General features: G+C 69.8%; 20 protein-coding genes. 13 read left to right on the top strand and 7 right to left on the bottom strand.

All coding sequences use genetic code 11. From position 1 onward, the window contains the following. Nucleotides 1-56 precede the first annotated feature (56 nt). Together ACLF6J_RS16605 and ACLF6J_RS16600 are read left to right on the top strand one after the other, a co-directional pair. The gene (locus ACLF6J_RS16605; RefSeq protein WP_047524371.1) at nt 57-524 is read left to right on the top strand and encodes an Lrp/AsnC family transcriptional regulator; all 468 of its coding nucleotides are present in this window, start codon (nt 57-59) and stop codon (nt 522-524) included. A 151-nt stretch (nt 525-675) separates the two neighbouring features. Continuing rightward, nucleotides 676-2,385, top strand: a complete 1,710-nt coding sequence (locus tag ACLF6J_RS16600) for an AMP-binding protein (protein WP_421076924.1) — start codon at nt 676-678, stop codon at nt 2,383-2,385. Between the two features lie 4 nt (nt 2,386-2,389). On the opposite strand, the gene ACLF6J_RS16595 is transcribed toward ACLF6J_RS16600, so the two are convergent. From ACLF6J_RS16595 to ACLF6J_RS16575, 5 genes are all read right to left on the bottom strand, one after another. Next, entirely contained in the window at nt 2,390-2,806 is a 417-nt protein-coding gene (locus tag ACLF6J_RS16595; protein WP_134352505.1) for a hypothetical protein, read from the bottom strand. A 135-nt stretch (nt 2,807-2,941) separates the two neighbouring features. Further along, nucleotides 2,942-4,414: an MATE family efflux transporter gene (locus tag ACLF6J_RS16590; protein WP_047524554.1), complete on the bottom strand. Its 1,473-nt coding sequence runs from the start codon at nt 4,412-4,414 to the stop codon at nt 2,942-2,944. 139 nt (nt 4,415-4,553) lie between these two features. Further along, a complete protein-coding gene (locus ACLF6J_RS16585) occupies nt 4,554-5,177 on the bottom strand; it encodes a response regulator (RefSeq protein WP_047524552.1) in 624 nt (207 codons plus the stop codon). Beyond that, entirely contained in the window at nt 5,174-6,346 is a 1,173-nt protein-coding gene (locus ACLF6J_RS16580) for a sensor histidine kinase (RefSeq protein WP_421076923.1), read from the bottom strand. Before ACLF6J_RS16580 ends, ACLF6J_RS16585 begins: the two co-directional genes overlap by 4 nt. 203 nt (nt 6,347-6,549) lie before the next feature. Next, nucleotides 6,550-8,679: an MMPL family transporter gene (locus ACLF6J_RS16575; protein WP_134352507.1), complete on the bottom strand. Its 2,130-nt coding sequence runs from the start codon at nt 8,677-8,679 to the stop codon at nt 6,550-6,552. 115 nt (nt 8,680-8,794) lie between these two features. Between ACLF6J_RS16575 and ACLF6J_RS16570 the strand changes: the two genes are divergently transcribed. From ACLF6J_RS16570 to ACLF6J_RS16520, 11 genes are all read left to right on the top strand, one after another. Then, entirely contained in the window at nt 8,795-9,448 is a 654-nt protein-coding gene (locus tag ACLF6J_RS16570) for an IMPACT family protein (protein WP_047524547.1), read from the top strand. Between the two features lie 69 nt (nt 9,449-9,517). Continuing rightward, the gene (locus ACLF6J_RS16565) at nt 9,518-10,438 is read left to right on the top strand and encodes a DnaJ domain-containing protein (RefSeq protein WP_134352508.1); all 921 of its coding nucleotides are present in this window, start codon (nt 9,518-9,520) and stop codon (nt 10,436-10,438) included. 173 nt (nt 10,439-10,611) lie between these two features. Further along, complete coding sequence (locus ACLF6J_RS16560) at nt 10,612-11,616, top strand: LacI family DNA-binding transcriptional regulator (protein ID WP_134352509.1); 1,005 nt, start codon at nt 10,612-10,614, stop codon at nt 11,614-11,616. Nucleotides 11,617-11,684: 68 nt separating this feature from the next. Then, the gene (locus ACLF6J_RS16555; RefSeq protein WP_134352510.1) at nt 11,685-12,950 is read left to right on the top strand and encodes an extracellular solute-binding protein; all 1,266 of its coding nucleotides are present in this window, start codon (nt 11,685-11,687) and stop codon (nt 12,948-12,950) included. A 4-nt stretch (nt 12,951-12,954) separates the two neighbouring features. Continuing rightward, nucleotides 12,955-13,851, top strand: coding sequence for a carbohydrate ABC transporter permease (locus ACLF6J_RS16550; protein WP_047524561.1), 897 nt, complete (start codon nt 12,955-12,957; stop codon nt 13,849-13,851). Further along, on the top strand, nt 13,848-14,690 hold the full coding sequence (locus ACLF6J_RS16545) for a carbohydrate ABC transporter permease (RefSeq protein WP_134352511.1): 843 nt from the start codon (nt 13,848-13,850) through the stop codon (nt 14,688-14,690). The genes ACLF6J_RS16550 and ACLF6J_RS16545 overlap by 4 nt, the downstream gene beginning before the upstream one ends. Nucleotides 14,691-14,717: 27 nt before the next feature. Then, on the top strand, nt 14,718-15,719 hold the full coding sequence (locus ACLF6J_RS16540) for a glycoside hydrolase family 130 protein (RefSeq protein WP_134352512.1): 1,002 nt from the start codon (nt 14,718-14,720) through the stop codon (nt 15,717-15,719). A 4-nt stretch (nt 15,720-15,723) separates the two neighbouring features. Next, nucleotides 15,724-17,751, top strand: coding sequence for a hypothetical protein (locus ACLF6J_RS16535; RefSeq protein WP_244093538.1), 2,028 nt, complete (start codon nt 15,724-15,726; stop codon nt 17,749-17,751). Nucleotides 17,752-17,810: 59 nt separating this feature from the next. Next, nucleotides 17,811-18,230: a Fur family transcriptional regulator gene (locus tag ACLF6J_RS16530; protein ID WP_047524503.1), complete on the top strand. Its 420-nt coding sequence runs from the start codon at nt 17,811-17,813 to the stop codon at nt 18,228-18,230. Nucleotides 18,231-18,296: 66 nt separating this feature from the next. Next, nucleotides 18,297-19,763 carry a catalase gene (locus ACLF6J_RS16525; RefSeq protein ID WP_134352514.1) on the top strand — a complete coding sequence of 489 codons (1,467 nt, stop codon included), beginning with the start codon at nt 18,297-18,299 and terminating at the stop codon, nt 19,761-19,763. Between the two features lie 142 nt (nt 19,764-19,905). After that, the gene (locus ACLF6J_RS16520) at nt 19,906-20,706 is read left to right on the top strand and encodes an alpha/beta fold hydrolase (RefSeq protein ID WP_208526490.1); all 801 of its coding nucleotides are present in this window, start codon (nt 19,906-19,908) and stop codon (nt 20,704-20,706) included. 140 nt (nt 20,707-20,846) lie between these two features. Here the strand turns inward: ACLF6J_RS16520 and msrA are convergent, their stop codons facing one another. Both msrA and msrB read right to left on the bottom strand, forming a co-directional pair. Further along, nucleotides 20,847-21,392 (bottom strand): peptide-methionine (S)-S-oxide reductase MsrA, encoded by a 546-nt coding sequence (gene msrA / locus ACLF6J_RS16515; RefSeq protein ID WP_047522878.1) that lies wholly within the window; start codon nt 21,390-21,392, stop codon nt 20,847-20,849. After that, entirely contained in the window at nt 21,389-21,865 is a 477-nt protein-coding gene (gene msrB, locus ACLF6J_RS16510) for a peptide-methionine (R)-S-oxide reductase MsrB (protein WP_047522879.1), read from the bottom strand. The genes msrA and msrB overlap by 4 nt, the downstream gene beginning before the upstream one ends. Nucleotides 21,866-21,887 lie beyond the last annotated feature (22 nt).

Below are 21,887 nucleotides of genomic sequence, written 5' to 3'. Positions count from 1 at the left end.
GAATCGGGTCGGTTTCGCTATTCTGTGCAGGATCCGTCCGACGAAGGAGCCGAAGGTTGGCGAAAGCACAACTCGATGAGACCGACCTCGAACTGCTCGCGGTCCTCACACGCGACGCCGAGATCACGAACAAAGCCCTGGCGCACCGCCTGCGTCTCGCCGAGTCGACGTGCGCGCATCGCGTGCGTTCCCTGCGCGAGCGCGGGGTGATCCGCGACACCCGCATCCGTGTGGATGGCGCGGCCCTGGGCTTCCCGCTGCAGGCGATCATCAAGGTGCGGCTCGCGAATCACACGGGCGACAAGGTGACGGCGCTGTTCGATGCGCTCGCCGGGGTCCCGCGTGTGCTGCAGGTGTTCCACGTCGCCGGCGTCGACGACTTCCTCGTGCATGTGGCCGTGGAGGACGCGACGGCGCTCCGCGACATCGTCCTCGAGCACATCACCGTCCATCCCGTCGTGCGCGGCACCGAGACGCAGCTCGTCTTCGAGCTGCGCGACGGCCCCGGCCCCCTCCCCCGCTGACCCCCCCGCCCCCGTCCCCGTCCCGTCCCGTCCCCCCGCCGGTTGCGGGATCAAAAGTGCGCCGGAGACGGGGCTGTCAGGCGCGTTTCTGCACTCGCACGCGACAAGATGGAACACGCGACAAGATGGAACACGCGAGCAAGGGAGCACCATGAGCCGCAGCGCGACCGCCGCCACGCAGAGCATCCGCGAGATGCGGGACTTCCTCTTCGCCCATGCGACGGACTACGCGGCCGCGCGAGCAGGGTTCGCCTGGCCCGAGGTCGACGAGTTCAACTTCGCCCTCGAGTGGTTCGACGTGGTCGCCGCCGAGAAGCCGGATCGTCCCGCGGTGCAGATCGTCGAGGCCGACCTGAGCCTGCGCACCTGGACCTACGGCGAGCTCTCGACGCGATCCGACCAGGTCGCCGCCTGGCTCACCGGCCTCGGCCTCCGCCGGGGCGACCACGTGATCGTGATGCTGAACAACACGATCGAGCTGTGGGAGGTGATGCTGGCGATCACGAAGATCGGTGCGGTGTCGATCCCCACGTCCACGCTCCTGTCGGCATCGGACCTCGAGTACCGCGTCGACCACGGCCGCGCCCGCGCCGTCATCACCCTCGGAACCCTCGGCGACCGCGTCCTGACCATCGACCCCGGCATCCTGCGCATCGGTGTGGGCGACGGCATCCCCGCGGGGTGGGAGCGCTTCGACGACTCGGCCGACGCCCCCGCCACCTTCGAGCCGGTCGGACCCACCCCCGCGTCCGACACCGCCCTGCTCTACTTCACCTCGGGCACCACGAACCGCCCGAAACTCGTGCAGCACACCCACGTCTCGTACCCGGTCGGACACCTGTCGACCATGTGGTGGCTCGGGGTGCGCCCCGACGACGTGCACCTCAACATCTCGTCGCCCGGTTGGGCGAAGCACGCCTGGTCGAGCTTCTACTCGCCGTTCCTCGCCGAGGCGACCGTGTTCGTCTACAACTACGCGCGCTTCGACGCGAACACCCTCATGCAGGTCATGGAGACTCACCACGTCTCGACGTTCTGTGCACCGCCGACCGTCTGGCGGATGCTGATCCAGGCCGACCTCTCGCGTCTCACCCACCCTCCGCGCGAGCTGGTCGGTGCGGGCGAACCGTTGAATCCCGAGGTCATCGACCGGGTGCGCGATGCGTGGGACGGCACGATCCGCGACGGGTTCGGGCAGACCGAGATGACGGCGTGCATCGGGAATTCTCCGGGTCAGACCGTGAAGGTCGGATCCATGGGGCGCCCCCTCCCCGGCTACCCCGTCGTCCTGCTCGACCCGGTCACCGGGGCCGTCGTCGAGCACGAAGGGGAGATCGCACTCGATCTGACGAACCCGCCGCTCGGGTTGATGGCGGGCTACTTCGACGACCCGGAGAAGACGGCGCAGTCACGCGCCGGCGGCTACCACCACACCGGTGACATCGCGGTGCGCGATGCCGACGGATACCTCACCTACGTCGGGCGCTCCGACGACGTGTTCAAGGCCTCGGACTACAAGATCTCGCCGTTCGAGCTCGAGTCGGTGCTGCTCGAACACGACCTCGTGGTCGAGGCGGCGGTGATCCCGAGCCCGGATCCGACACGGTTGGCCGTGCCGAAAGCGTATGTCTGCCTGACCCCCGGAGCCACGGTCGCCGACACGGACGCCGCCCGAGCGATCTTCACCTACGCCCACGAGCGCCTGTCGTCGCACCTGTGGGTGCGTATCATCGAGTTCGTGCCCGAGCTGCCGAAGACCATCTCCGGCAAGATCCGTCGTGTCGAGCTGCGAGGGCGCGAGGCCGCGCGCGTGGAATCCGGCGACGAAACCGGACAGCACCGCGACCGCGACTATCGCTGAGCGTTCAGGGGACCACCGCGATCGACGCGGTCGTCGGTGACGTCACCACGCGCGCCGTTTTGGACCCGACCGCGGGCCTCGACACCGGCACAGCTGCGGGCAATGCCTCATCCGTCTCACGCCCCGGCCGCCCGGCACCGGCCGCGGTCATGATGGCCCGCACGACACCGCCGATCACCAGCATCCCGACCAGCGCCGCCCCCGAAAGGATCAACGGCGTCCATTCCTGGGCGAACGACGCCGTGACGCTCAGCAGCGCACCGACGATCCACACCCCCACGGCTCCCCCGGCGAGCCCTCCGGACCCGCGGATCACCGCGACCGCCGCCACGATCGCGCAGACGGCGGCGATCGCCGCACCCACATAACCGATCGGCACCATCACCGCAGCCAGATCGCTGGCCACTCTCATTGTCGTCATGACGACCCCCCGTCAGCGGAAATCCCGCTACCTCGACACTAGAAGTGTGTCTCGGAAAGGCCATCCGTCTCAAGTCCGATCCACATCATCCTGCAGACGGATATCTCACTGGCACGACGGTGGCGTCGCGGACCCTCAGCGCCGACTCGGCCACCGCAGCCGGCGCGCGCGCACCACACGCACGGGCTGGGTGACGACCGCGTCCACGACCATCGAGCCGTCGGTCGGTCCGACGATCGCGATCGCCGAGGTCTCGGTCGCCTCGGCAGGCGCGACCGGGAGATGCGCGAGCGCCCGGTGCGCACGGAGGTAGGCGGGCACCAGCAGCACGATCGCCCCCACCCAGGCGAGCGGATTGCTCAGGGCCACGCCGTCGAACCCGATCCAGGCTCCGAGGACGATGGCTGCCCCGACGCGCATCACCAACTCGATCACGCCGGTCACGGTGGGCACGAGCGTGTGGCCGAGGCCCTGGAGCGCGCCGCGCAGCACGAACAGCATCCCGAGCGCCCAATAGCCGCAGCCGTTGATGATCAGCATCCGATGCGCCATGTCGACGACGTCGTCGGACCCCTCTCCGATGAACAGGCGCACCATCGGCGCACCGAAGGCGATCAGCAGCACGCCGAGCACCACGCCGGCGCCGACCGCCATCCACGTCGCTTCGACGACACCACGACGGATGCGATCGGGCCGACGTCCGCCGTGGTTCTGCGCCACGTACATCGAGACGGCGAGGCCGAGCGACGAGAGCAGCGCGACCGCGAGGCTGTCGACCCGGGATCCCGTCGTGTATGCGGCGACGGCATCAGCCCCGAGGGTGTTCAACGCCACCTGCACGGTGAGCGTGCCGATCGCGATGATCGAGGCCTGGAAGCCCATCGGCAGGCCGAGGCGCAGGTGCTCGGCGATGTCGTCCCGCCCGATGCGCCAATCGGCACGGCGGAGGTGCAGCATGGGCAGGCGGCGGCGCACGAACTCGAGACACAGCGCCACCGAGACCGCCTGCGCCACGACGGTCGCGAGGGCGGCTCCGCCCACACCCCATCCGAGCGGGCCGACCATCAGGACGACGAGTCCGACGTTCAATGCACAGGCGATGGTGAGGAAGACCAGGGGCGTCTTGGAGTCGCCGATGGCGCGGATGATCGCCGAGAGGTAGTTGAAGAACATGGTCGCGCTGGCGCCCAGGAAGCTGATCTGCGTGAAGGTCGTGGCTTCGGGCATGAGCTCGGCCGGTGTCTGCAGCAGCGCCAGGATGGGACCGGCGAGCAGCGGCGCCGCGACCGTGAGGATCACGCTGGTGATGGCGCTGAGGAACACACCCGTCGCGACCGAGCGGCGTACGGCGGCATCGTCACGCGCGCCGAACGCCTGCGCGATCGGGATCGCGAATCCACTCGTCAGACCCCAGGCGAACCCGAGGAGCAGGAACAGCAGGCTGCCGGTCGCGCCCACGGCGGCGAGCGAGGTGACGCCGAGGTGCCTGCCGACGACGATCGCGTCGGCGAACTGGTAGAGCTGCTGGACCACATTGCCGAGCAGGAGGGGGATGGAGAAGGCAAGGATGACGCGCCACGGACGGCCCGTGGTGAGGGAGGTGGCCATGAAGGAGCGGCTCGCAGAGCTGGGGGATGGATCGGTGTGCACACCAGCATATCGAATCGATTCGAAGGCAGGGTCAGGCGGACTTCGCCGGGAGCAGCCGCTTGCGCAGGGCCAGGAAGAGGTGGAGATGCCGGAAGGCTCAGAGCAGACCGGTGTCGCGGGCGATGGCGATGGCGCGGGCACGACTGTCGGCGCCGAGCTTCTCGAACACGTGCACGAGGTGCGTCTTCACGGTGGCCTCCGTCACGAACAGGGTCTTCGCGATCTCGCGGTTCGAGGCGCCCGTGTCGAGCAGCCGGAGCACCGCCAGCTCGCGTTCGGTCAGCCGCACCCGCGGTGCGCGCATGACCTGCACGACCCTTTCGCTGAGTTCCGGGGTGAGCACGAGTCCTCCGGCGGCCGCCTGACGGATCGCGCGAACGATGTCTTCGGGTGCCACATCCTTCAGCAGGTACCCGGATGCGCCGGCTTCGATCGCCCCGAGGATCTCGGCGTCACGGTCGAACGTGGTCAGGATGAGGACGGCGGGCGCCGGATCCAGCCCGCGGAGCGCGGCCGTCGTCTGCACTCCGTCCATGCCGTCGCCGAGCCGCAGATCGCAGAGCACGACGTCCGGATGCAGGTGTCGCGCGAGAGCCACGGCCTCCTCGCCGGACGCGGACTCCCCGACCACCTCGACGTCGTCACGATGGTCGAACAGCGAGCGCACTCCGGCCCGGACGATGGGATGGTCGTCGACGAGCAGCACGCGTACAGCGGTCATGCCGTGCCTTCCGTCCGCTGCGACGGCGCTGTTCCACCGAGCGGGACATGGGCGGACAGCGCGGTGCCGTCGCCCGGGGCGCTCTCCACGTCGAGCCCTCCGCCGAGTTCCCGCAGCCGCGCGCGCATCGACCGCAGCCCGTAGCCCCCGCCACGGCTGCCGATCCCGCCCTGCGCGTCCCAGTGCCGGGCGTCGAAGCCGACCCCGTCATCGACGATGTCGAGCCGCACCGCGTCACCGGCGTCGGCCAGGGTGACCACGACGCGAGAGGCCTCGGCATGGGATCGGACGTTCGCGAGAGCGGACTGCGCCGTCCGCAGCAGGGCGACCTCCGCGTCGATGCCGAGCGCCGGGAGGTCGTCGTCGGCGTTCAGCGTCCCCTCGATCCCGGTCTCTTCGGCCAGTCGCGCGAGCATGCGGGCGAGTGCGTCGCCGAGTGCGGTGGACTCGAGTTCGGCCGGCATCAGCGCGTTCACGATGCGCCGCGCGTCCGCCATCCCCTCCGTGGCGAGCGCACCGATCTGTTCGAGCGCGCGGGTGCGCTGTGCCGGATCGTCCGCCTCCAGCGCCGACCGTGCCAGCATGCCGATCGAGGACACGCTCTGCGCGACCGTGTCATGGATGTCGCGAGAGACCCGGGTGCGTTCCGCGCTCGCCCCCGACTCGCGCTGGGTACGGGCGAGCTCGTCCTGCAGGGCCGCCATCTCCTCCTGCGTCGCGACGAGAGACGCGATCAGTCGACGCCTCTCCCGGCCGTCACGCACGAGCTCGAGGTACCCGCGGGAGATCCCCAGCGCGAAGACACCGCCGACGAGAGGACCGATCACGTTCGCGTAGGTCGTGGTGCCGGTGTGCAGCAGCGGAGCGGTGACCACGACGGCGAGCACCACCACGCTCAGCAGCAGCGCCCACCGCAGGCGCATCACGAAGCCGGCGAGCAACCACAGCGGGAACGCGAGCCACACGAACTCCGGAGAGACCACGACCGCACCGAGCCAGATGAGCGTCAGCCCGAGCAGCCACCAGGTCGCCAGACGACGGTCGGAGGTCCGCTCGCCCAGCAGCAGGCCGCCGCCGTACCAGCCGAGGAAGACGAGCGAGAGGGCGAGCACCCACGGCAGCGGAACGCCGTCGGCGGCCGCACGCCAGGCGCCGATCGCGACCAGCACGACCGTGATGACGGCCTGGCCGATCCGGATAGACCCGACCAGGCTCGCCCACGTGCGCGGCGCGCGGATCCCTGCCGCGGGGTCGACGCGGCCGGGACGCTCAGCCCGCGTCTGCGGGGNGGCCGATCCGGATAGACCCGACCAGGCTCGCCCACGTGCGCGGCGCGCGGATCCCTGCCGCGGGGTCGACGCGGCCGGGACGCTCAGCCCGCGTCTGCGGGGACGGCGACTGCGGCATCCTCGTATTCTCCCCCGCGCGCGCGGTCTCCGTGTCGATCGGCGCGGGATCCGGCGCCCCCGACGTTCCCCGGCCACCACATCCGCTCGCCGACGAGGGCGAACATCGCAGGGACCACCAGGGTGCGCACGACGAAGGTGTCGACGAGCACCCCGATCCCGACGATGAGCCCGATCTGTCCGAGCGTGACCAGGGGCAGCAACCCGAGCGCCGCGAACACCGCCGCGAGCACGACTCCGGCGCTGGTGATCACGCCACCCGTCGCAGTGACCGCTCGCACCATCCCCTGCCGCGTCCCGACCGTCTGCGCCTCGATCCTGGCGCGATGGACGAGGAAGATCGTGTAGTCGATCCCGAGCGCCACGAGGAACAGGAACGACAGCAGCGGCACCTGCAGGTCGAGCGACTCCCATCCGAACACGACCCGGCTCAGCCACGTGCCCGCACCGATCGCCGCGACCGCGCTGAGGATGTTCACCGCGAGCAGCAGCACCGGTGCCACCAGGGAGCGCAGCAGCACGATGAGCACGAGCAGGCTGACCGCGAGCACGAGCGGGACGATGAGCAGCAGATCGCGCTGATTGCCGTCGCGCGCGTCGAGATCTGCGGCGACGGGTCCCCCGACCGCGGCATCCGCCTCCGGCACCGACGCCGCGGCCTCTCGCACGGCACGGACCAGATCGAGACTTTCGGTCGTGCCCGGCGCCGGCTCTCCGACGACGAGCAGACGGGTGAGCGCGCCGTCGCTGCTGTCGCCCGTGGCCGACACCCGCAGCACACCCGGCACGTCGTCGATCGCCGCGGCCAGCGCCTCGGCCTCCGCCGTCCCCCCGATCACGACCATCGGCTGCGCCTCTCCTGCGGGGAAGTGATCCCCGAGCGTCGTCAGCCCCGCGGCGGACTCCGACGCGACCCGGAACTTCTCGACCTGGGTGAGCCCGACGGATGCCCCGGCCAGACCGCCGGCGAGGACACCGAGGAGCGCGAGGCCGCCGACCAGAGGCACCCACGGGCGACGGGACACGCGCTGTGCCACCACGCCCCACACGCGCCCCGTGACGGCGGTGTCGCCCACGCGCGGCGCGAACGGCCAGAAGAGCCGACGACCGCACACGGCGAGCGCCGGCGGGAGCACCAGCAGCACGGCGGCGAGCGCGATCAGGAGCCCGACGGCCGAGGCGATACCGAGCCCCCGCGTGCCCGGGATCACGGCGAGGGCCAGCGTCGACAGCGCAAGGACCACGGTGACGTTCGAGGCGACGATCGCCGGAGCGGTGGCCCGCCACGCGGCGACCAGGGCGCGGCGGTGATCGGCCTCACGGGCGAGCTCTTCGCGATAGCGCGAGATGAGCAGGAGGGCGTAGTTCGTCCCGGCCCCGAACACGAGCACGCTGACGATGCCGGAATCGAACTGCAGACCGAGCCCGGCGCCGATCGCGGCGGTCGCCTTATTCGCCAGCTGATCGGCCAGCGCGACGACGACGAGCGGGATCATCCAGAGCACGGGTGAGCGATAGGTGACGATGAGCAGCAGTGCGACGACCCCGAGGGTCACGATCAGCAAGGTGAAGTCGGCGCCGTCGAACGCGGAGGCGACGTCCACACCGAACGCGGGACCACCGGTGACCTGCACACCGACCCCGTCGATCGGATGCGCCGCCACCGTGTCGCGCAGAGCGTGCACGGCCTCCGCGGCGGCATCATCACCGCCGTCGAGCGTCAGCGTCACCTGGATCGCCGCGGCCTCGCCGTCGTCGCTGACGATCGGACCACGCGGTTCGTGTCCGGTCTCCTCCTCGACGTCGGCCGCGAGGGCACCGAGGGCGGTGAGGTCGGCGTCGCGGAGCTCCCCGCCGTCGTCACGGGCCGCGACCAGCAGCATCGTGTGCTCGTCCGCGTCGGGGAACTGTTCGGCGAGCATCGCCGCCTGTGCGGATTCCGAGTCGGGCGGGGCGACGTCAGTGCCGGCGGGGAGCGACGCCCGTCCGAGCGCACCGAGGAGGGCGGTGAAGGCGATCACCGCGATCAGCAGGGAGACCCACGCGCCGCGACGGGAGGTGAGCCACAGGGGGAGGGAGCGGAGGGTGCGGAGCATGGATCCAGTCCAGCCGCCGCGACTCCCCCGTGGATCGCGCGCGGGGCGGAGACCGGTCTCCACCCTTCGATGGATCCGCTCCGGGCGGAATGCCGGCCTGGGTATCGTGAGGCGGGTGACCTCCGCCCGCAGCTATCCCGCCACCATCGCCGCCGCGGTCACGCACGAGACGGTCATCCGCAAGTCGCGCTTCCTCACGCACGTCGAGCCCGTGACCTCGGTCGAGCAGGCGGAGGCAGTGATCGCAGGGATCCGCAAGAGGGCCTGGGACGCGAACCACAACTGCACCGCGATGGTCACCGGCCTGCTCGGCGATCAGGCCCGGTCGTCGGATGACGGGGAGCCCTCGGGCACGGCCGGGATCCCGATGCTGGAAGTGCTGCGTCGGCGTGACCTGACCGACGTGGTCGCCGTGGTGACGCGGTACTTCGGCGGGGTGAAGCTCGGAGCGGGAGGGCTCGTGCGCGCATACTCCTCCGCGGTGTCGGAGACCCTCGACCAGGCGGCCCTCGTGCGCAGGGCAGCGCTGCGGCAGGTGACGCTCGAGGTGCCGCACGCCGACGCGGGTCGCTACGACAACCTGCTGCGCGAGTGGGCGGCTCATCACGGCGCGACGCTCGGTGAACCGACCTATGCCGCGACGGCCACGCTCGAGCTGTGGGCCCCGCAGACGGAGCTCCCTCGACTCACCGACGACCTGGCCGCCGCGTCCGCGGGAGCTGTCGTCCCGGTGCTCGGCGTCGAGCGCATCGTCGACGTGCCCGCCTGACCCCCTTCGAATCGCGAAGGAAGCCAGTCGGGTGGATATCCTGGATGCCGCGGTCGCGGAGGGAGAGCGATGTTCGACAGTCCGCTCTCGGCGTCGGCCTATGAGGTCCTCGGCGTCGACCCCTCGATCGATGAGGACGGGTTGCGCCGCGCCTACCGCCTGCGCCTCCGGCAGACCCATCCGGACACGGGCGGCGACGCCGCTGTCTTCATCCAGGTGCAGCGCGCGTGGGAGCTGGTCGGCACCGTCGAGAGCCGCGCCGCCTACGACCGCCGAACCGGCGTGACCCACGATGCCGGTGCCGAGTGGAGCGGATGGCGACCGCCGGCCGCTCGCACCGACACACGTCCGCGCGCCCGTGCCTACGGCCACCCCGGAGGCTGGCGCCGGGAGCGCTACCTGGCGCTCATCCGCGAATGGGCGGGCCGCGGCGTCGACGTGCCCAACCCCTACGACCCCGCCCTGGTGCGCTCGGCACCGCGTGACGTGCGCCGCCTCCTCGCCGATGCCCTCGCGGAAGAGGCGACGGCGCGCACGGTCTCCGACCTCGGGATGGGCTACACCGTCTGGCACGACGTCGTGGCCGGAGCAGACGCCGACGACAAACTCGACCACGTGATCCTCGGTCCCTCGGGTCTGTACGGCGTGATGTCGGAGGACTTCGGCGGGGTCGTCGGCTTCCGTCGCGGCGAGATCACCGGACCGAGCCTCGGCACGCGGGCGCCCGTCACCGCGGCCCTCCGCCGGATGCGAACGATCGCCAAGGCCGCACGCGTCCGATTCAGCGGCGCCATCGTGGTGCTCCCCGATGACGACCTCGCCCAGGCCGTCACACCGCTGGGCACCAGTCGCGGAGTTCCGGTCGTGGTGGTGCGCCGCAGTGCGCTCGCCATGGTGCTGCGCCAGGGTGTCCCGCACGCGCGCGCGATCGGCGGCAACGAGCTGTTCGACGTCCGGACGCGCCTGCAGCAGACCGTCCGCTTCGTCTGACCTGCCGGTCCTCCGCTTTCGGATCGCGCGAACGATCGTATCCAGCGTCGTCGTCGCGCCATTTGGGTGATTCGAAGGCTGACAGGACCGTTGACTTCCGGAATCAAACCGGTTTACACTCATCAAACCGGTTCACGCTGTACATCTCTGTGCCGGGTCCACGAGGAGGTGGCATGAGCCGCACGACGATCGCCGATGTCGCCCGGGAAGCCGGCGTCACGAAGGCCACGGTCTCGCATGCCCTGAGCGGCAACCGCCCCATCTCCGAGGAGACGCGGGCGAAGGTGCTCGCCGCGGCCGAGAAGCTGGACTGGGCCCCGAGCCAGAGCGCACGGGCACTCGCCACCCGCCGGGCCAACGCCATCGCCGTGGTGCTCGCCCGCGACCCGGAGGTCATCGCGAACGACTCCTTCTTCCCGGCCTTCATCGCCGGAGTCGAGTCGGTGCTCGCCGAGACCGAGACGGCACTCCTGCTCCAGGTCGTCCCCGACCGCCACGCCGAGGAACGGGCGTACCGCACGCTCACCCACGGCAGGGCCGACGGGGCGCTCCTGCTCGATCTGCGTACCGACGACTGGCGCGTGCCGTTCCTCGACGACCTCGGCCTGCCGACCGTGCTGGTGGGCGCCTACGACCAGCCGACCGGGTTCTCGTGCGTGCGCACCGACGATGCCGCACCGATCCGGGAGCTCGTCGCACACCTCCGCGCCGCCGGGCACGGACGCATCGCCCACGTCTCCGGCCCCCTCGACTACGTGCACTCGAAGGCACGCGCCGAGGCCTACGTCGAGGCGGTCGGCGACGACGAGCTGCTCCGCGAGGGCGACTTCACGGCCGCGAGCGGGCGCGCCCGCACCGCCGAGCTCCTCGCCCTGCCCGACCGGCCGACCGCGATCCTCTATTCGAACGACACCATGGCGATCGCCGGCCTCTCCTATGCACGCGCACAGGGACTCTCGATTCCCCAGGACCTCGCGATCTCCGGGTTCGACGACGATCACCTCTCCGCCCACCTGTCGCCGGCGCTGACCAGCGTCTCCTCTGATCCCGCCGCCCGGGGCCGCGCCGCCGCCCGGCTCCTGCGGGCGGAGATCATCGGAGCGCCGCCGCGCACCGAGGTCGTCGACTGCAACGTCGTGCACTTCCGGGAGAGCACCGGGTCGGCAGCACGCGCCTGACCGCACCACCACCTACCGCACCACCCCACGGCCACGCAGCCGTACCCCGCAGTGTCAAGGAGGACATCATGAAGAAGTTCCGCGCAATCGCCCTGATCGGCGCCACCGCTCTCGTCGCCACCGGATGCTCGGCCGGAGGTGGTGGCGGGGAGGGATCCGCCGACGGCACCGGCCCCATCAGCATCTGGCTCTCCAACAACGAGCAGGAGGTCGCCTGGGGCACCGCCGTCGTCGAGGCCTGGAACGCCGAGCACCCCGACGAGCAGGTGAAGGCACAGGAGATCCCCGCCGGATCGTCGTCGGAAGAGGCCATCACCGCTGCGATCACCGCCGGCACCGCGCCGTGCCTCGTCTACAACGTGGCCCCTGCCGCGGTCTCGGGCTGGGTCAAGCAGGGAGGTCTCGTCGACCTCAGCGCGATCGACGGGGGCGCCGACTACATCACCGAGCGCGGCGGCGACGTCGACGCCTATGCCAGTGACGGCAGCTTCTACCAGCTGCCCTGGAAGTCGAACCCGGTGATGGTCATGTACAACAAGGCGCTCTTCGAAGCCGCCGGCATCGACCCCGAAGACCCGCAGATGAACACCTACGACTCCTTCCTCGAAGGCTCGCGCGCGATCGTCGACTCCGGTGTGCAGAGCGCCATCTGGCCCGCTCCGACCAGCGAGTTCTACCAGCCGTGGTTCGACTTCTATCCGCTGTACCTGGCCGAGACGGACGGCACGATGCTGGTGGAAGACGGCAAGGCCACGTTCGACTCGGACGCCGGGCGCACGGTCTCCGAGTTCTGGAAGACCTTCTACGACGAGAAGCTGTCGCCGAACGAGGCGTCGACCGACGACGCGATGTCGGCCGGCACCACCGCCATGCAGCTCGCCGGCCCCTGGGCCATCCCGTCGTACGCCGACACCGTCGACGTCGGCTTCATGCCCGTGCCGACCAGTGACGGCCGGGAGAACCCCACGACCTTCGCCGACTCCAAGAGCGTGTCGATGTTCACGGCCTGTGAGAACCAGGGCACGGCGTGGGAGTTCCTGAAGTTCTCGACCAGCGAGGAGAGCGACGGACAGCTGCTCGAGGCGACCGGTCAGATGCCGATGCGCACCGGCCTCACCGACGCCTACGGCGACTACTTCGCCGCGAACCCGAACTACGTGGCGTTCGCCGAGCAGGCCGAGAAGACCGCCGACGTCCCCAGCATCCCGAACTCCGTCGAGGCATGGCAGGCGTTCCGCGACGAGTACTCCTCCGCCGTGATCTTCGACAAGGAGTCGATCGACGACTTCCTCGGGAATGCGGCGACGAAGATCGACGAGCTCGTCGCCGAGTGACATCGTGACCGACAAGAAGCGGTTGCGCACCCGATGGCTGGGTGCGCAACCGGTCGGCGGGCTGTTCGCGCTGCCGTACTTCGTGTTCGTGATCGCGATCTTCGCGTATCCGCTCGCGTTCGCCGTCTACATCGCCTTCCACGACTACTTCTTCACGGCACCCGGCACCGAGGTCGACCGCCCGTTCGTCGGCTTCGACAACTTCGTCACGGTGCTCACCGACCCGCGGGTCCTCGGATCCTTCCGCAACACCCTGATCTTCCTCGTCATCAACGTGCCGCTCACGGCGGTGCTCGCCCTGGTCCTCGCCGCGGCGCTCAACACCGGCATCCGCTGGGTCGCCGCCTACCGAGTCGCGTTCTACGTCCCCTACCTGACGGCGAGCGTCTCCCTCGTGGGCGTGTGGATGCTGCTGTTCTCGGGCAACGGGCTGATCAACACCATCCTCGGCCCGCTCGCCCCGGATCCGTCGTGGCTCGTGAACAGCGGACTCGCGATGCCGATGATCGCGTTCTACGTGACCTGGAAGCAGCTCGGGTTCTACATCCTGCTCTACCTGGCGGCCCTGCAGAACGTGCCGAGGGAGCTCTACGAGTCGGCGGAGACCGACGGCGCCGGAGTGTTCTCGCGTTTCCGGCACGTCACGATCCCCGGAGTGCGCAGCGCCACGACCCTCGTGCTGATCCTCTCGATCATCACCGGAGCCAACCTCTTCACCGAGCCGTACCTGCTCACCAACGGCGGCGGCCCGGACGGCGCCTCGACCACCCCCGTCCTGCTGATCTACCAGCTGGGCATCCAACAGCAGAACCCCGATACGGCAGCGGCGATCGGCATGATCCTCGTGATCTTCGTCGGGATGCTGTCGCTGGCGGCCAATCGAGCGACGAGGGAGCGATGATGCGAAAGAAGCGTTCACTGCCCCGCATCCTGAGCATCATCCTGCTCACGATCGCGGCCATCGGCTTCGCCTTCCCGTTCTACTTCATGATCGTGGGGGCGTTCCAGGAGAATCCGACGAACTCCCCCAGCGAGCTGTTCCCGACGAGCGGGTGGACGGTCGACAACTTCGTCGCGATCGACTCGCGCATCGACCTGGTCGGTTCGCTGGTCAACTCGCTGATCTTCACGGCGGGCGTCCTCCTGGGAACGGTCGTGTTCGGGCTGCTCGCCGGCTATGCGATCGCCCGGCTGGACTTCCGGGGGCGCGGCGTGGTCTGGGTGCTGATGCTGCTCGTGCAGATGGTGCCGTTCCAGTTGCTGATGATCCCGCTCTACGTGCAGATCACCCGCAGCTATGGACTCGGCGACTCGTATCTGGGCATGATCCTGCCGTTCCTGATCAACACCACGGCGGTGTTCATCTTCGTGCAGTTCTTCAAGGCGCTGCCGGTGGAGATCTTCGAGGCCGCACGGATCGACGGTGCCGGCGAGATCCGCCTGCTCACATCGGTCGCGATCCCGCTCATCCGCCCCGTGCTCGTGACGGTCGTGCTGGTCACGTTCATCGGCCCCTGGAACGAATTCCTCTGGCCGTTCCTCATCACGAAGGATGCGAGCCTGCAGCCGCTGGCCGTGTCCCTCGCCAACTACATCTCCAACGTGGCGCAGTCGACGGCCAACCCGAACGGCGCGATCCTCGCCGGCGCCACGGCGCTCGCGTTCCCCGTCGTCATCCTCTTCATCGTCTTCCAGCGCTTCTTCAAAGCCACCGACCTCGGCGCGGCCGTCAAAGGCTAGCCCCCATCCCCCGACAGAAAGTGCCCCATGTTCACCGGAGCCTCCTTCCCCCTCGGTCCGTTCACGCCCTACGAAAGCAACCCGATCCTGCGCCCTCGGGGTGACAGCTGGGAATCGGCCAACCTCTACAACCCGGCGGCCCTCGTCGATGGCGACGAGGTCGTGCTGCTCTACCGAGCGCACGCCGACGACATCGTCTCCCACATCGGCATCGCCCGGTCGAAGGACGGGGTGACGTTCACCCGCGAGGACGCGCCGATCCTGTCCCCGTCTGAAGACTACGAACGCTACGGCTGCGAAGATCCGCGTATCGCGCTGATCGACGGCACGTACTACCTGACCTACACGGGGTGGGATCGCCGCAGTGCACAGCTGTGCCTGGCCACCTCGACCGACCTGCGCACCTGGACCAAGCACGGTCCGTTGTTCGACGACTTCGACACGTTCAAGACCATGGACCCGCGCGGATTCAACTGGTCGAAGGCCGGGGTCATCGTGCCGCAGCGCATGCACGGCAGGTGGTGGATGTACTTCGGCGAGGGCGCGATCTACTGGGCGACCAGCGACGATCTGATCCACTGGACCCCCGGAACGCCCGACACCGAGCCGATGTACTCGCCGACGCCCGGCACCTGGGACGAGGCGCTCGTCGAGATCGGCGCCTCTCCCGTGGTGACCGACAACGGGCTGCTGCTCTTCCTCACCAACGGCGCCACCCGCACCGTGCACGACGACGGCACGGTGGAGGTGGACTACCGCTGCGGGCAGATCGCGATCGACCCCGACGAGCCGACGCGTGTCATCGCGCGACTGCAGGAGCCCTGGCTGCGCCCGCAGACGTTCGAGGACACGCACGGACTCGTCTCCAACGTGACCTTCGTGGAGGGGCTGGTGAAGTTCCACGGCAAGTGGTTCGCGTACTACGGCCAGTCCGACACGACCCTCGCTGTGGCGATCCACGACCCCGCGCAGCCCTGGGGACGGGCACTGCGCACCGATGCCGCCTCGCGCACGGAAGCCGGAGAGTGACGTCATGGAGACCTCACGACGCACGTTCCTGACCCTTGCGGCGACGGCGTCCGCCCTCGCCCTCGTCCCCGCGGAGTCGGCCGTCGCCGCCTCCGTGACGCCCGACTCGGCTGTCCGGCTCGGGGGCCCGCACCGGCGGAGGCTGACGAACCTCGCCCACCTGCGATTCCTCCTCGCGGAGGTCCCGGTCACGGCGAGCGCGACGCACACCACGTTCGGCATCGAGGCGAAGCCGACGGTCCGCGCTCCCTGGACCTACGCGGACACCGATGGAGCGGGCGGGTACCGCCCGGTCGGCGGTGGCACCCTCGACGCGGCGACGGGGTACTGGTCGCAGGGAGCGTACAACGCGGACGACATCGCGCGCGCGGCGATCGTGTTCCTCCGCGACTGGAAGGCGACGCGCGACACGCAGAGCCGCGACGAGGCGAAGGACGTCCTCCGCTCTCTGGCGTTCCTGCAGACGACGTCGGGGCCGAACGCCGGGCGCGTGGTCCTGTGGCAACAGGAGGACGGCACGCTGACCCCGAGCGCGATCCCGGTCGAGCTGCCCGATCCGTCCGACTCCGCCGAGTCCTACTGGCTGGCACGCAGCGTCTGGGCGTTCGGTGAGGGCTACGCGGCCTTCCGTCGCGAGGATCCCGAGTTCGCGGCGTTCCTCCGCGAGCGGTTGCACCTGTGCCTGGATGCGCTGCGCCGCGAGTCGCTCTCCCGAGCGGGGCGATGGGTGAAGAGCGACGGCCGCCGGCTGCCCGCCTGGCTGATCGCCGGTGGCGCGGATGCGACGGCCGAAGCCATGCTCGGCCTCGCCGCCGCGGCCGAGGTCGGCGACTCCCGCAGCCGCGCCGCGCTGCAGACCTACGGCGAAGGCGTGGCCGCGATGGCCACCGATCCCTCGAAGGGCTGGCCCTTCGGCGCGGTCCTGCCCTGGACCGGCTCGCTCGGGTTCTGGCATGCCTGGGGTGCTGCGGCACCCGAGGCGCTGGCTCGCGGCGGGGCACTGCTCCGGCGGCGGGAGTGGTCCGCCGCCGCCATCGCGGATGCCGGGCGCTTCACCCCGCAGGTGCTCACGTGCGGGGGTCCGCACAACGCCTGGGCACCTCTGCCGGCCGAGGCCCAGATCGCCTACGGTGCCCACGGCCGCGTCGCGGGAGCTCTGCAAGCGGCGGCCGTCGGCGGCGACGGGCTGCGCGTGCTCGCGGGTCTCGCCGCCGGCTGGTTCTTCGGCGCGAACACGGCGGGGGTTCCGGTGTACGACCCGGCGACGGGCGTGACCTTCGACGGGGTGGAGACCGACGGGCGGGTGAATCGCAACTCCGGCGCCGAGTCGACGATCCACGGGCTGCTCACGATGCTCCTGCTCGACGCCAACCGTGATGTGGCCGACCTCGCGACCTCGATCACCGGCCTCGCCTCGTTCTCGGGGCTGCGGGTCCTGGAGGCCGAGGCAGCGCGACGGTCGCCCGGCGCCGCGATCGTGACCCCCGAGACGGGCGCGTGGATCGGCGAGGGGAACCTGTCCGGCGGAGCCTTCGTGCACCTGCCGAAGGGCGAGTGGGTCGAGTTCGACGTGACAGAAGCCGACGCCGTCCTGCACGCTGTCGTCTGGCGTCAGGCCGCGCAGGCAGGCGAGGCGGTGTGGGAGGTCTTCCGCGGTCGACGTCGCCTGTGGACGACACGGACACCCGCCGGAGGTACCGGCGACCCCGGACTCACCGAGGCGGAGGGGATGCTGGTACCGCAGCGACTCGGCGGCGATCTGCCGGATGCTCCGGTGACCGTGCGGTGCACGAGTCGCGGCGACGTCCGGCTCGACGCGCTTCTGATCCAGCCGCGGGTGGCGAGCGCGGTGTACTCGACGACCGGACGCCCGGCCGTGCTCTACACCGAGGCGACCGGTCGCACGCAGCAGGTCGCTCCCCTGGCCCCGGGTTCCGGACGCTCCTACGACGCCGACGGCAGCCAGCGCGGACCGGCGGCCGGTCACGGGAAGGTTCGTGTTCACGGCGGAGGCTTCACCGTCACCCGCTGAATCGGGCGCCGACACGCCGTTCTTTTGAATCACTCAAAAGAAGCGCTAGGCTCGGGGACATGGAGACAGAATTCGACTCGGTGCTTCACGGCGCCGGGCTACGGTCGACCGCGGGCCGCGTCGCCGTTCTCGAAGCTCTCGACTCCATGGCCCATACGGATGCGGAGCGGCTCTACCGCGCCGTGTCCGTCGTGCTCCCGACCACGTCGATCCAGTCGGTGCACAACATCCTCGCGGACCTGACGACGGCGGGCCTCATCCGTCGGATCGAACCGGCAGGTTCCGCGGCGCTCTACGAGCGGCGTATCGGCGACAACCACCACCACGTCGTCTGCACCTCTTGCGGTGCGGTCGGCGATGTGGACTGCGTGGTCGGCGACGCGCCGTGTCTCACCCCGTCCTCCGCGGCGGGATTCACCGTCCAGACAGCCGAAGTCACCTTCTGGGGCGTCTGCCCCAGCTGCCAGAACGCCGCGTAGGTCCCCGGCGATCCTCCCCTCAACGGATGGGTCATTCGCCGCGCCAGCGCGCAGAAGGAGAACACCATGACGAACCCTGCCACCCCGAAACCCGCCACCACGACGCAGACCGGCACACCGGTCGCCAGCGACGCGCACTCCCTGACGGTCGGGGCCGACGGTCCCACGGTCCTCCACGACCGCTACCTGGTCGAGAAGCTCGCCTCCTTCAACCGCGAGCGGGTGCCGGAGCGCAACCCGCACGCCAAGGGCGGCGGCGCCTTCGGCACCTTCGTCGTCACGGAAGACGTGTCGGCGTACACCCGTGCAGCCGTGTTCCAGCCCGGAGCGGAGAGCGAGACGCTCCTGCGCTTCTCCTCGGTGGCCGGTGAACAGGGCTCCCCCGACACCTGGCGCGATGTGCGCGGCTTCTCGCTGCGCTTCTACTCGACCGAGGGCAACCTCGACATCGTCGGCAACAACACCCCGACGTTCTTCCTGCGCGACGCGATGAAGTTCCCCGACTTCATCCACTCGCAGAAGCGTCTGGGCGACTCCGGCCTCCGCGACGCCGACATGCAGTGGGACTTCTGGACCCTCTCGCCCGAGACCGCCCACCAGGTCACGTACCTCATGGGCGACCGGGGCCTCCCGCGCAGCTGGCGGCACATGAACGGCTACGGCTCGCACACGTACCAGTGGGTGAACGCGGCCGGAGAGCGCTTCTGGGTGCAGTACCACTTCCTCTCCACCCTGGGCTTCGAGACCATGGAGGCCGACGAGGCCGAGAAGCTCGCCGGGTCGGACGCCGACTACTACCGCCGCGACCTCTTCGATGCGATCAGCCGGGGCGACCACCCCTCGTGGGACGTGTACGTGCAGATCATGCCGTACGACGAGGCCAAGGCCTACCGGTTCAACCCGTTCGACCTCACGAAGACCTGGTCGAAGAAGGACTACCCGCGCATCAAGGTGGGCACGTTCACGCTGAACCGCAACCCGCAGAACTTCTTCGCCGAGATCGAGCAGGCCGCGTTCTCGCCCGGAAACCAGGTGCCCGGCACGGGGATCTCGCCCGACAAGATGCTGATGGCACGGGTGTTCTCGTACTCCGACGCGCAGCGCCACCGCATCGGCGCGAACTACAACCAGCTGCCGGTCAACCAGCCGCACGCGGCCGAGGTGCGCAACTACATGCACGAAGGCCAGATGCAGTACCGGTTCAACCCGGCCGAGCACCGCACCTACACGCCGAACTCCTACGGTGCGGCCGGCGGGCCCGAGGCCGATCCGGCAGCAGGCGTCGAGGCGAGCTGGGAGTCCGACGGCGAGCTGATCCGCTCCGCCGCGACGCTGCACGCCGAGGACGACGACTTCGGCCAGGCCGGCACGCTCTACCGCGAGGTGTTCGACGATGTGCAGCGGGCCCGGTTCCTGGAGACCCTGACCGGCCAGGGTCGTTCGATCACGGTCGACGGCATCCGCGAGCGCTTCTTCCAGTACTGGACGAACGTCGACGCGGGACTGGGTGAGGCGCTGCGCGCGCACGTCTGACCCCCGTCCCCCCTCCCCCTCCCGTCCCTTTTGGGTCGAGGCCCCCGCGGCTCGTCGAGGCCCCCTCCTGTACACGCGTATGGGAGGGGGCCTCGACGGTGAAAGGGGGCGTCGGCCAGAGGGGAGGGACAGAATGGATGGCGTGACCGTCCCGCTCTCCGACCTGACCTCCATGCCCGACCCCCAGCACGTGTACGCCCTCGACGGCACACGGCTGGCCACCTACACCTGGGGCGAGCTCGATGCCCCGGTCGTGGTGATCGTGCACGGCTTCGCCTCGAGCGCGCGCGACAACTGGGTGCTCACCGCGTGGGTGCGCGCGCTCACGGGCGCCGGATACCGCGTACTGGCACTCGACCAACGCGGGCACGGCCTCAGCGAGAAGCCGCATGACCCCGACGGGTACCGCATCCGCACCCTCGTCACGGACGTCGAGACCGTGATGGACACGTACCTGGTCGACGACGCCTTCTACGTCGGATACTCGCTCGGAGCCCGCGTGGGATGGGAGGTCGTCCGTGAGCTTCCGCACCGCATCGGACGGGCCGTGCTGGGTGGCGTGCCCGACGGCATCCCCCTCGCCCGGCTCGACCTCGAGCAAGTGCGGGCCTACATCGCGGACGGGACGCCCGTCGCGGATCGGACCACGCAGAACTACATCACGCTCACCGAGAGGGTTCCCGGCAACGACCTGCAGGCGCTGGTCGCGCTCGCGGAGGGCATGCGGGCCTCGGGCATGATCGACCCCGATCCTTCGGATGCTCCGACCCGGGCGATCCTCTTCGCCACCGGCTCCAAGGACGCGATCATCGAGGGGTCCCGGGCTCTGGCCGCCGCGGCCCCCGACGGGCGTTTCTTCGAGATCCCGAACCGGAACCACTTCAACGCGCCCGGCTCGCGCGACTTCAAGGAAGCGGCGGTCGCGTTCCTCGCCGAGGCATAGCGAGGCATAGCGAGGCATAGCGCCGAAACCCCCCTCCACCGCCGAGACCCCCTCCTGCTGGCGTCAGCAGGAGGGGGTCTCGGCGCGGTGCGGGGGTCTCGGCGCGGTGGGCGACCGGGCAGCTCCGGGGGGGATCCGCGTCAGACCGCGGCGGCCTCGTCACGCTTCGGCAGCACCCAACCCGCACGCGGGAAGTGGCAGGTGTATCCGTTCGGGTACTTGACCAGGTAGTCCTGGTGCTCCTCCTCGGCCTGCCAGAACGGACCGGCGGGCTCGATCGTGGTGACGGCCTTCGCCGGCCACAGGCCCGAGGCGTCGACGTCGGCGATCGTGTCGCGTGCGACCGTCTCCTGCTCAGGGGTGAGCGGGAAGATCGCGGAACGGTAGCTCGACCCGATGTCGTTGCCCTGACGGTTCAGCGTCGACGGATCATGGATCTGGAAGAAGAACGCGAGGATGTCGCGGTACGTCGTCTTCGCCGGATCGAACACGATCTCCACGGCCTCCGCGTGACCGGGGTGGTTGCGGTAGGTGGCATGGTCGTTCGAGCCGCCGGTGTAGCCGACCCGGGTGTCGAGGACTCCCGGCTGGCGGCGGATCAGGTCTTCCATGCCCCAGAAGCAGCCGCCGGCGAGGACGGCCGTCTCGGTCCCGGGCGTGCGGGTGATGGTTCCGGTGTCGGTCATGACTGCTCCTCAGAAGAATCGGTGGTGGGGTGTGCGAAGAGGGGACTGTAGCGACCGTACCCCTCCTCTTCCAGCCTGTCAGCCGGGATGAAGCGCAAGGCCGCCGAGTTCATGCAGTAGCGCAGGCCGCCCTCGGCGCGGGGACCGTCGTCGAACACGTGCCCGAGGTGGCTGTCGGCGCCCGCCGAACGTGCCTCGGTGCGCGTCATCCACAGCGAGCGGTCGGTCCGCGTGGTCACCGCATCCGCATCGATCGGCTTGGTGAAGCTCGGCCATCCGGTGCCGCTGTCGAACTTGTCGGTGGACGAGAACAGAGGCTCGCCCGAGACGACGTCGACGTAGATGCCGTCGTCGTGGTTGTTCCAGTACGCGTTGCGGAACGGAGGCTCGGTCGCGTCCTGCTGGGTCACCTCGTATTGCAGGGGGCTGAGGCCGCTGACGGCCTCGGGGGTCTTGCCGTAGTCGTTCGACATGATCTGACTCCTTGTCCGACGT

The sequence above is a fragment of the Microbacterium sp. IO18 genome, assembly GCF_049099505.1.
Classification (GTDB): domain Bacteria; phylum Actinomycetota; class Actinomycetes; order Actinomycetales; family Microbacteriaceae; genus Microbacterium; species Microbacterium aurugineum.
The sequence above is the reverse complement of the archived record's forward strand: the minus strand, read 5'-3'. Positions and strand labels throughout refer to the sequence as shown.

Bases quoted from the DNA above. Each gene is read 5' to 3' on its own strand.
- ACLF6J_RS16600 (WP_421076924.1), top strand. From the start codon at position 676: ATGAGCCGCAGCGCGACCGCCGCCACGCAGAGCATCCGCGAGATGCGG.
- ACLF6J_RS16595 (WP_134352505.1), bottom strand. From the start codon at position 2,806: ATGACGACAATGAGAGTGGCCAGCGATCTGGCTGCGGTGATGGTGCCG.
- ACLF6J_RS16590 (WP_047524554.1), bottom strand. From the start codon at position 4,414: ATGGCCACCTCCCTCACCACGGGCCGTCCGTGGCGCGTCATCCTTGCC.
- ACLF6J_RS16585 (WP_047524552.1), bottom strand. From the start codon at position 5,177: ATGACCGCTGTACGCGTGCTGCTCGTCGACGACCATCCCATCGTCCGG.
- ACLF6J_RS16575 (WP_134352507.1), bottom strand. From the start codon at position 8,679: ATGCTCCGCACCCTCCGCTCCCTCCCCCTGTGGCTCACCTCCCGTCGC.
- ACLF6J_RS16565 (WP_134352508.1), top strand. From the start codon at position 9,518: ATGTTCGACAGTCCGCTCTCGGCGTCGGCCTATGAGGTCCTCGGCGTC.
- ACLF6J_RS16560 (WP_134352509.1), top strand. From the start codon at position 10,612: ATGAGCCGCACGACGATCGCCGATGTCGCCCGGGAAGCCGGCGTCACG.
- ACLF6J_RS16555 (WP_134352510.1), top strand. From the start codon at position 11,685: ATGAAGAAGTTCCGCGCAATCGCCCTGATCGGCGCCACCGCTCTCGTC.
- ACLF6J_RS16545 (WP_134352511.1), top strand. From the start codon at position 13,848: ATGATGCGAAAGAAGCGTTCACTGCCCCGCATCCTGAGCATCATCCTG.
- ACLF6J_RS16540 (WP_134352512.1), top strand. From the start codon at position 14,718: ATGTTCACCGGAGCCTCCTTCCCCCTCGGTCCGTTCACGCCCTACGAA.
- ACLF6J_RS16535 (WP_244093538.1), top strand. From the start codon at position 15,724: ATGGAGACCTCACGACGCACGTTCCTGACCCTTGCGGCGACGGCGTCC.
- ACLF6J_RS16530 (WP_047524503.1), top strand. From the start codon at position 17,811: ATGGAGACAGAATTCGACTCGGTGCTTCACGGCGCCGGGCTACGGTCG.
- ACLF6J_RS16525 (WP_134352514.1), top strand. From the start codon at position 18,297: ATGACGAACCCTGCCACCCCGAAACCCGCCACCACGACGCAGACCGGC.
- msrA (WP_047522878.1), bottom strand. From the start codon at position 21,392: ATGACCGACACCGGAACCATCACCCGCACGCCCGGGACCGAGACGGCC.
- msrB (WP_047522879.1), bottom strand. From the start codon at position 21,865: ATGTCGAACGACTACGGCAAGACCCCCGAGGCCGTCAGCGGCCTCAGC.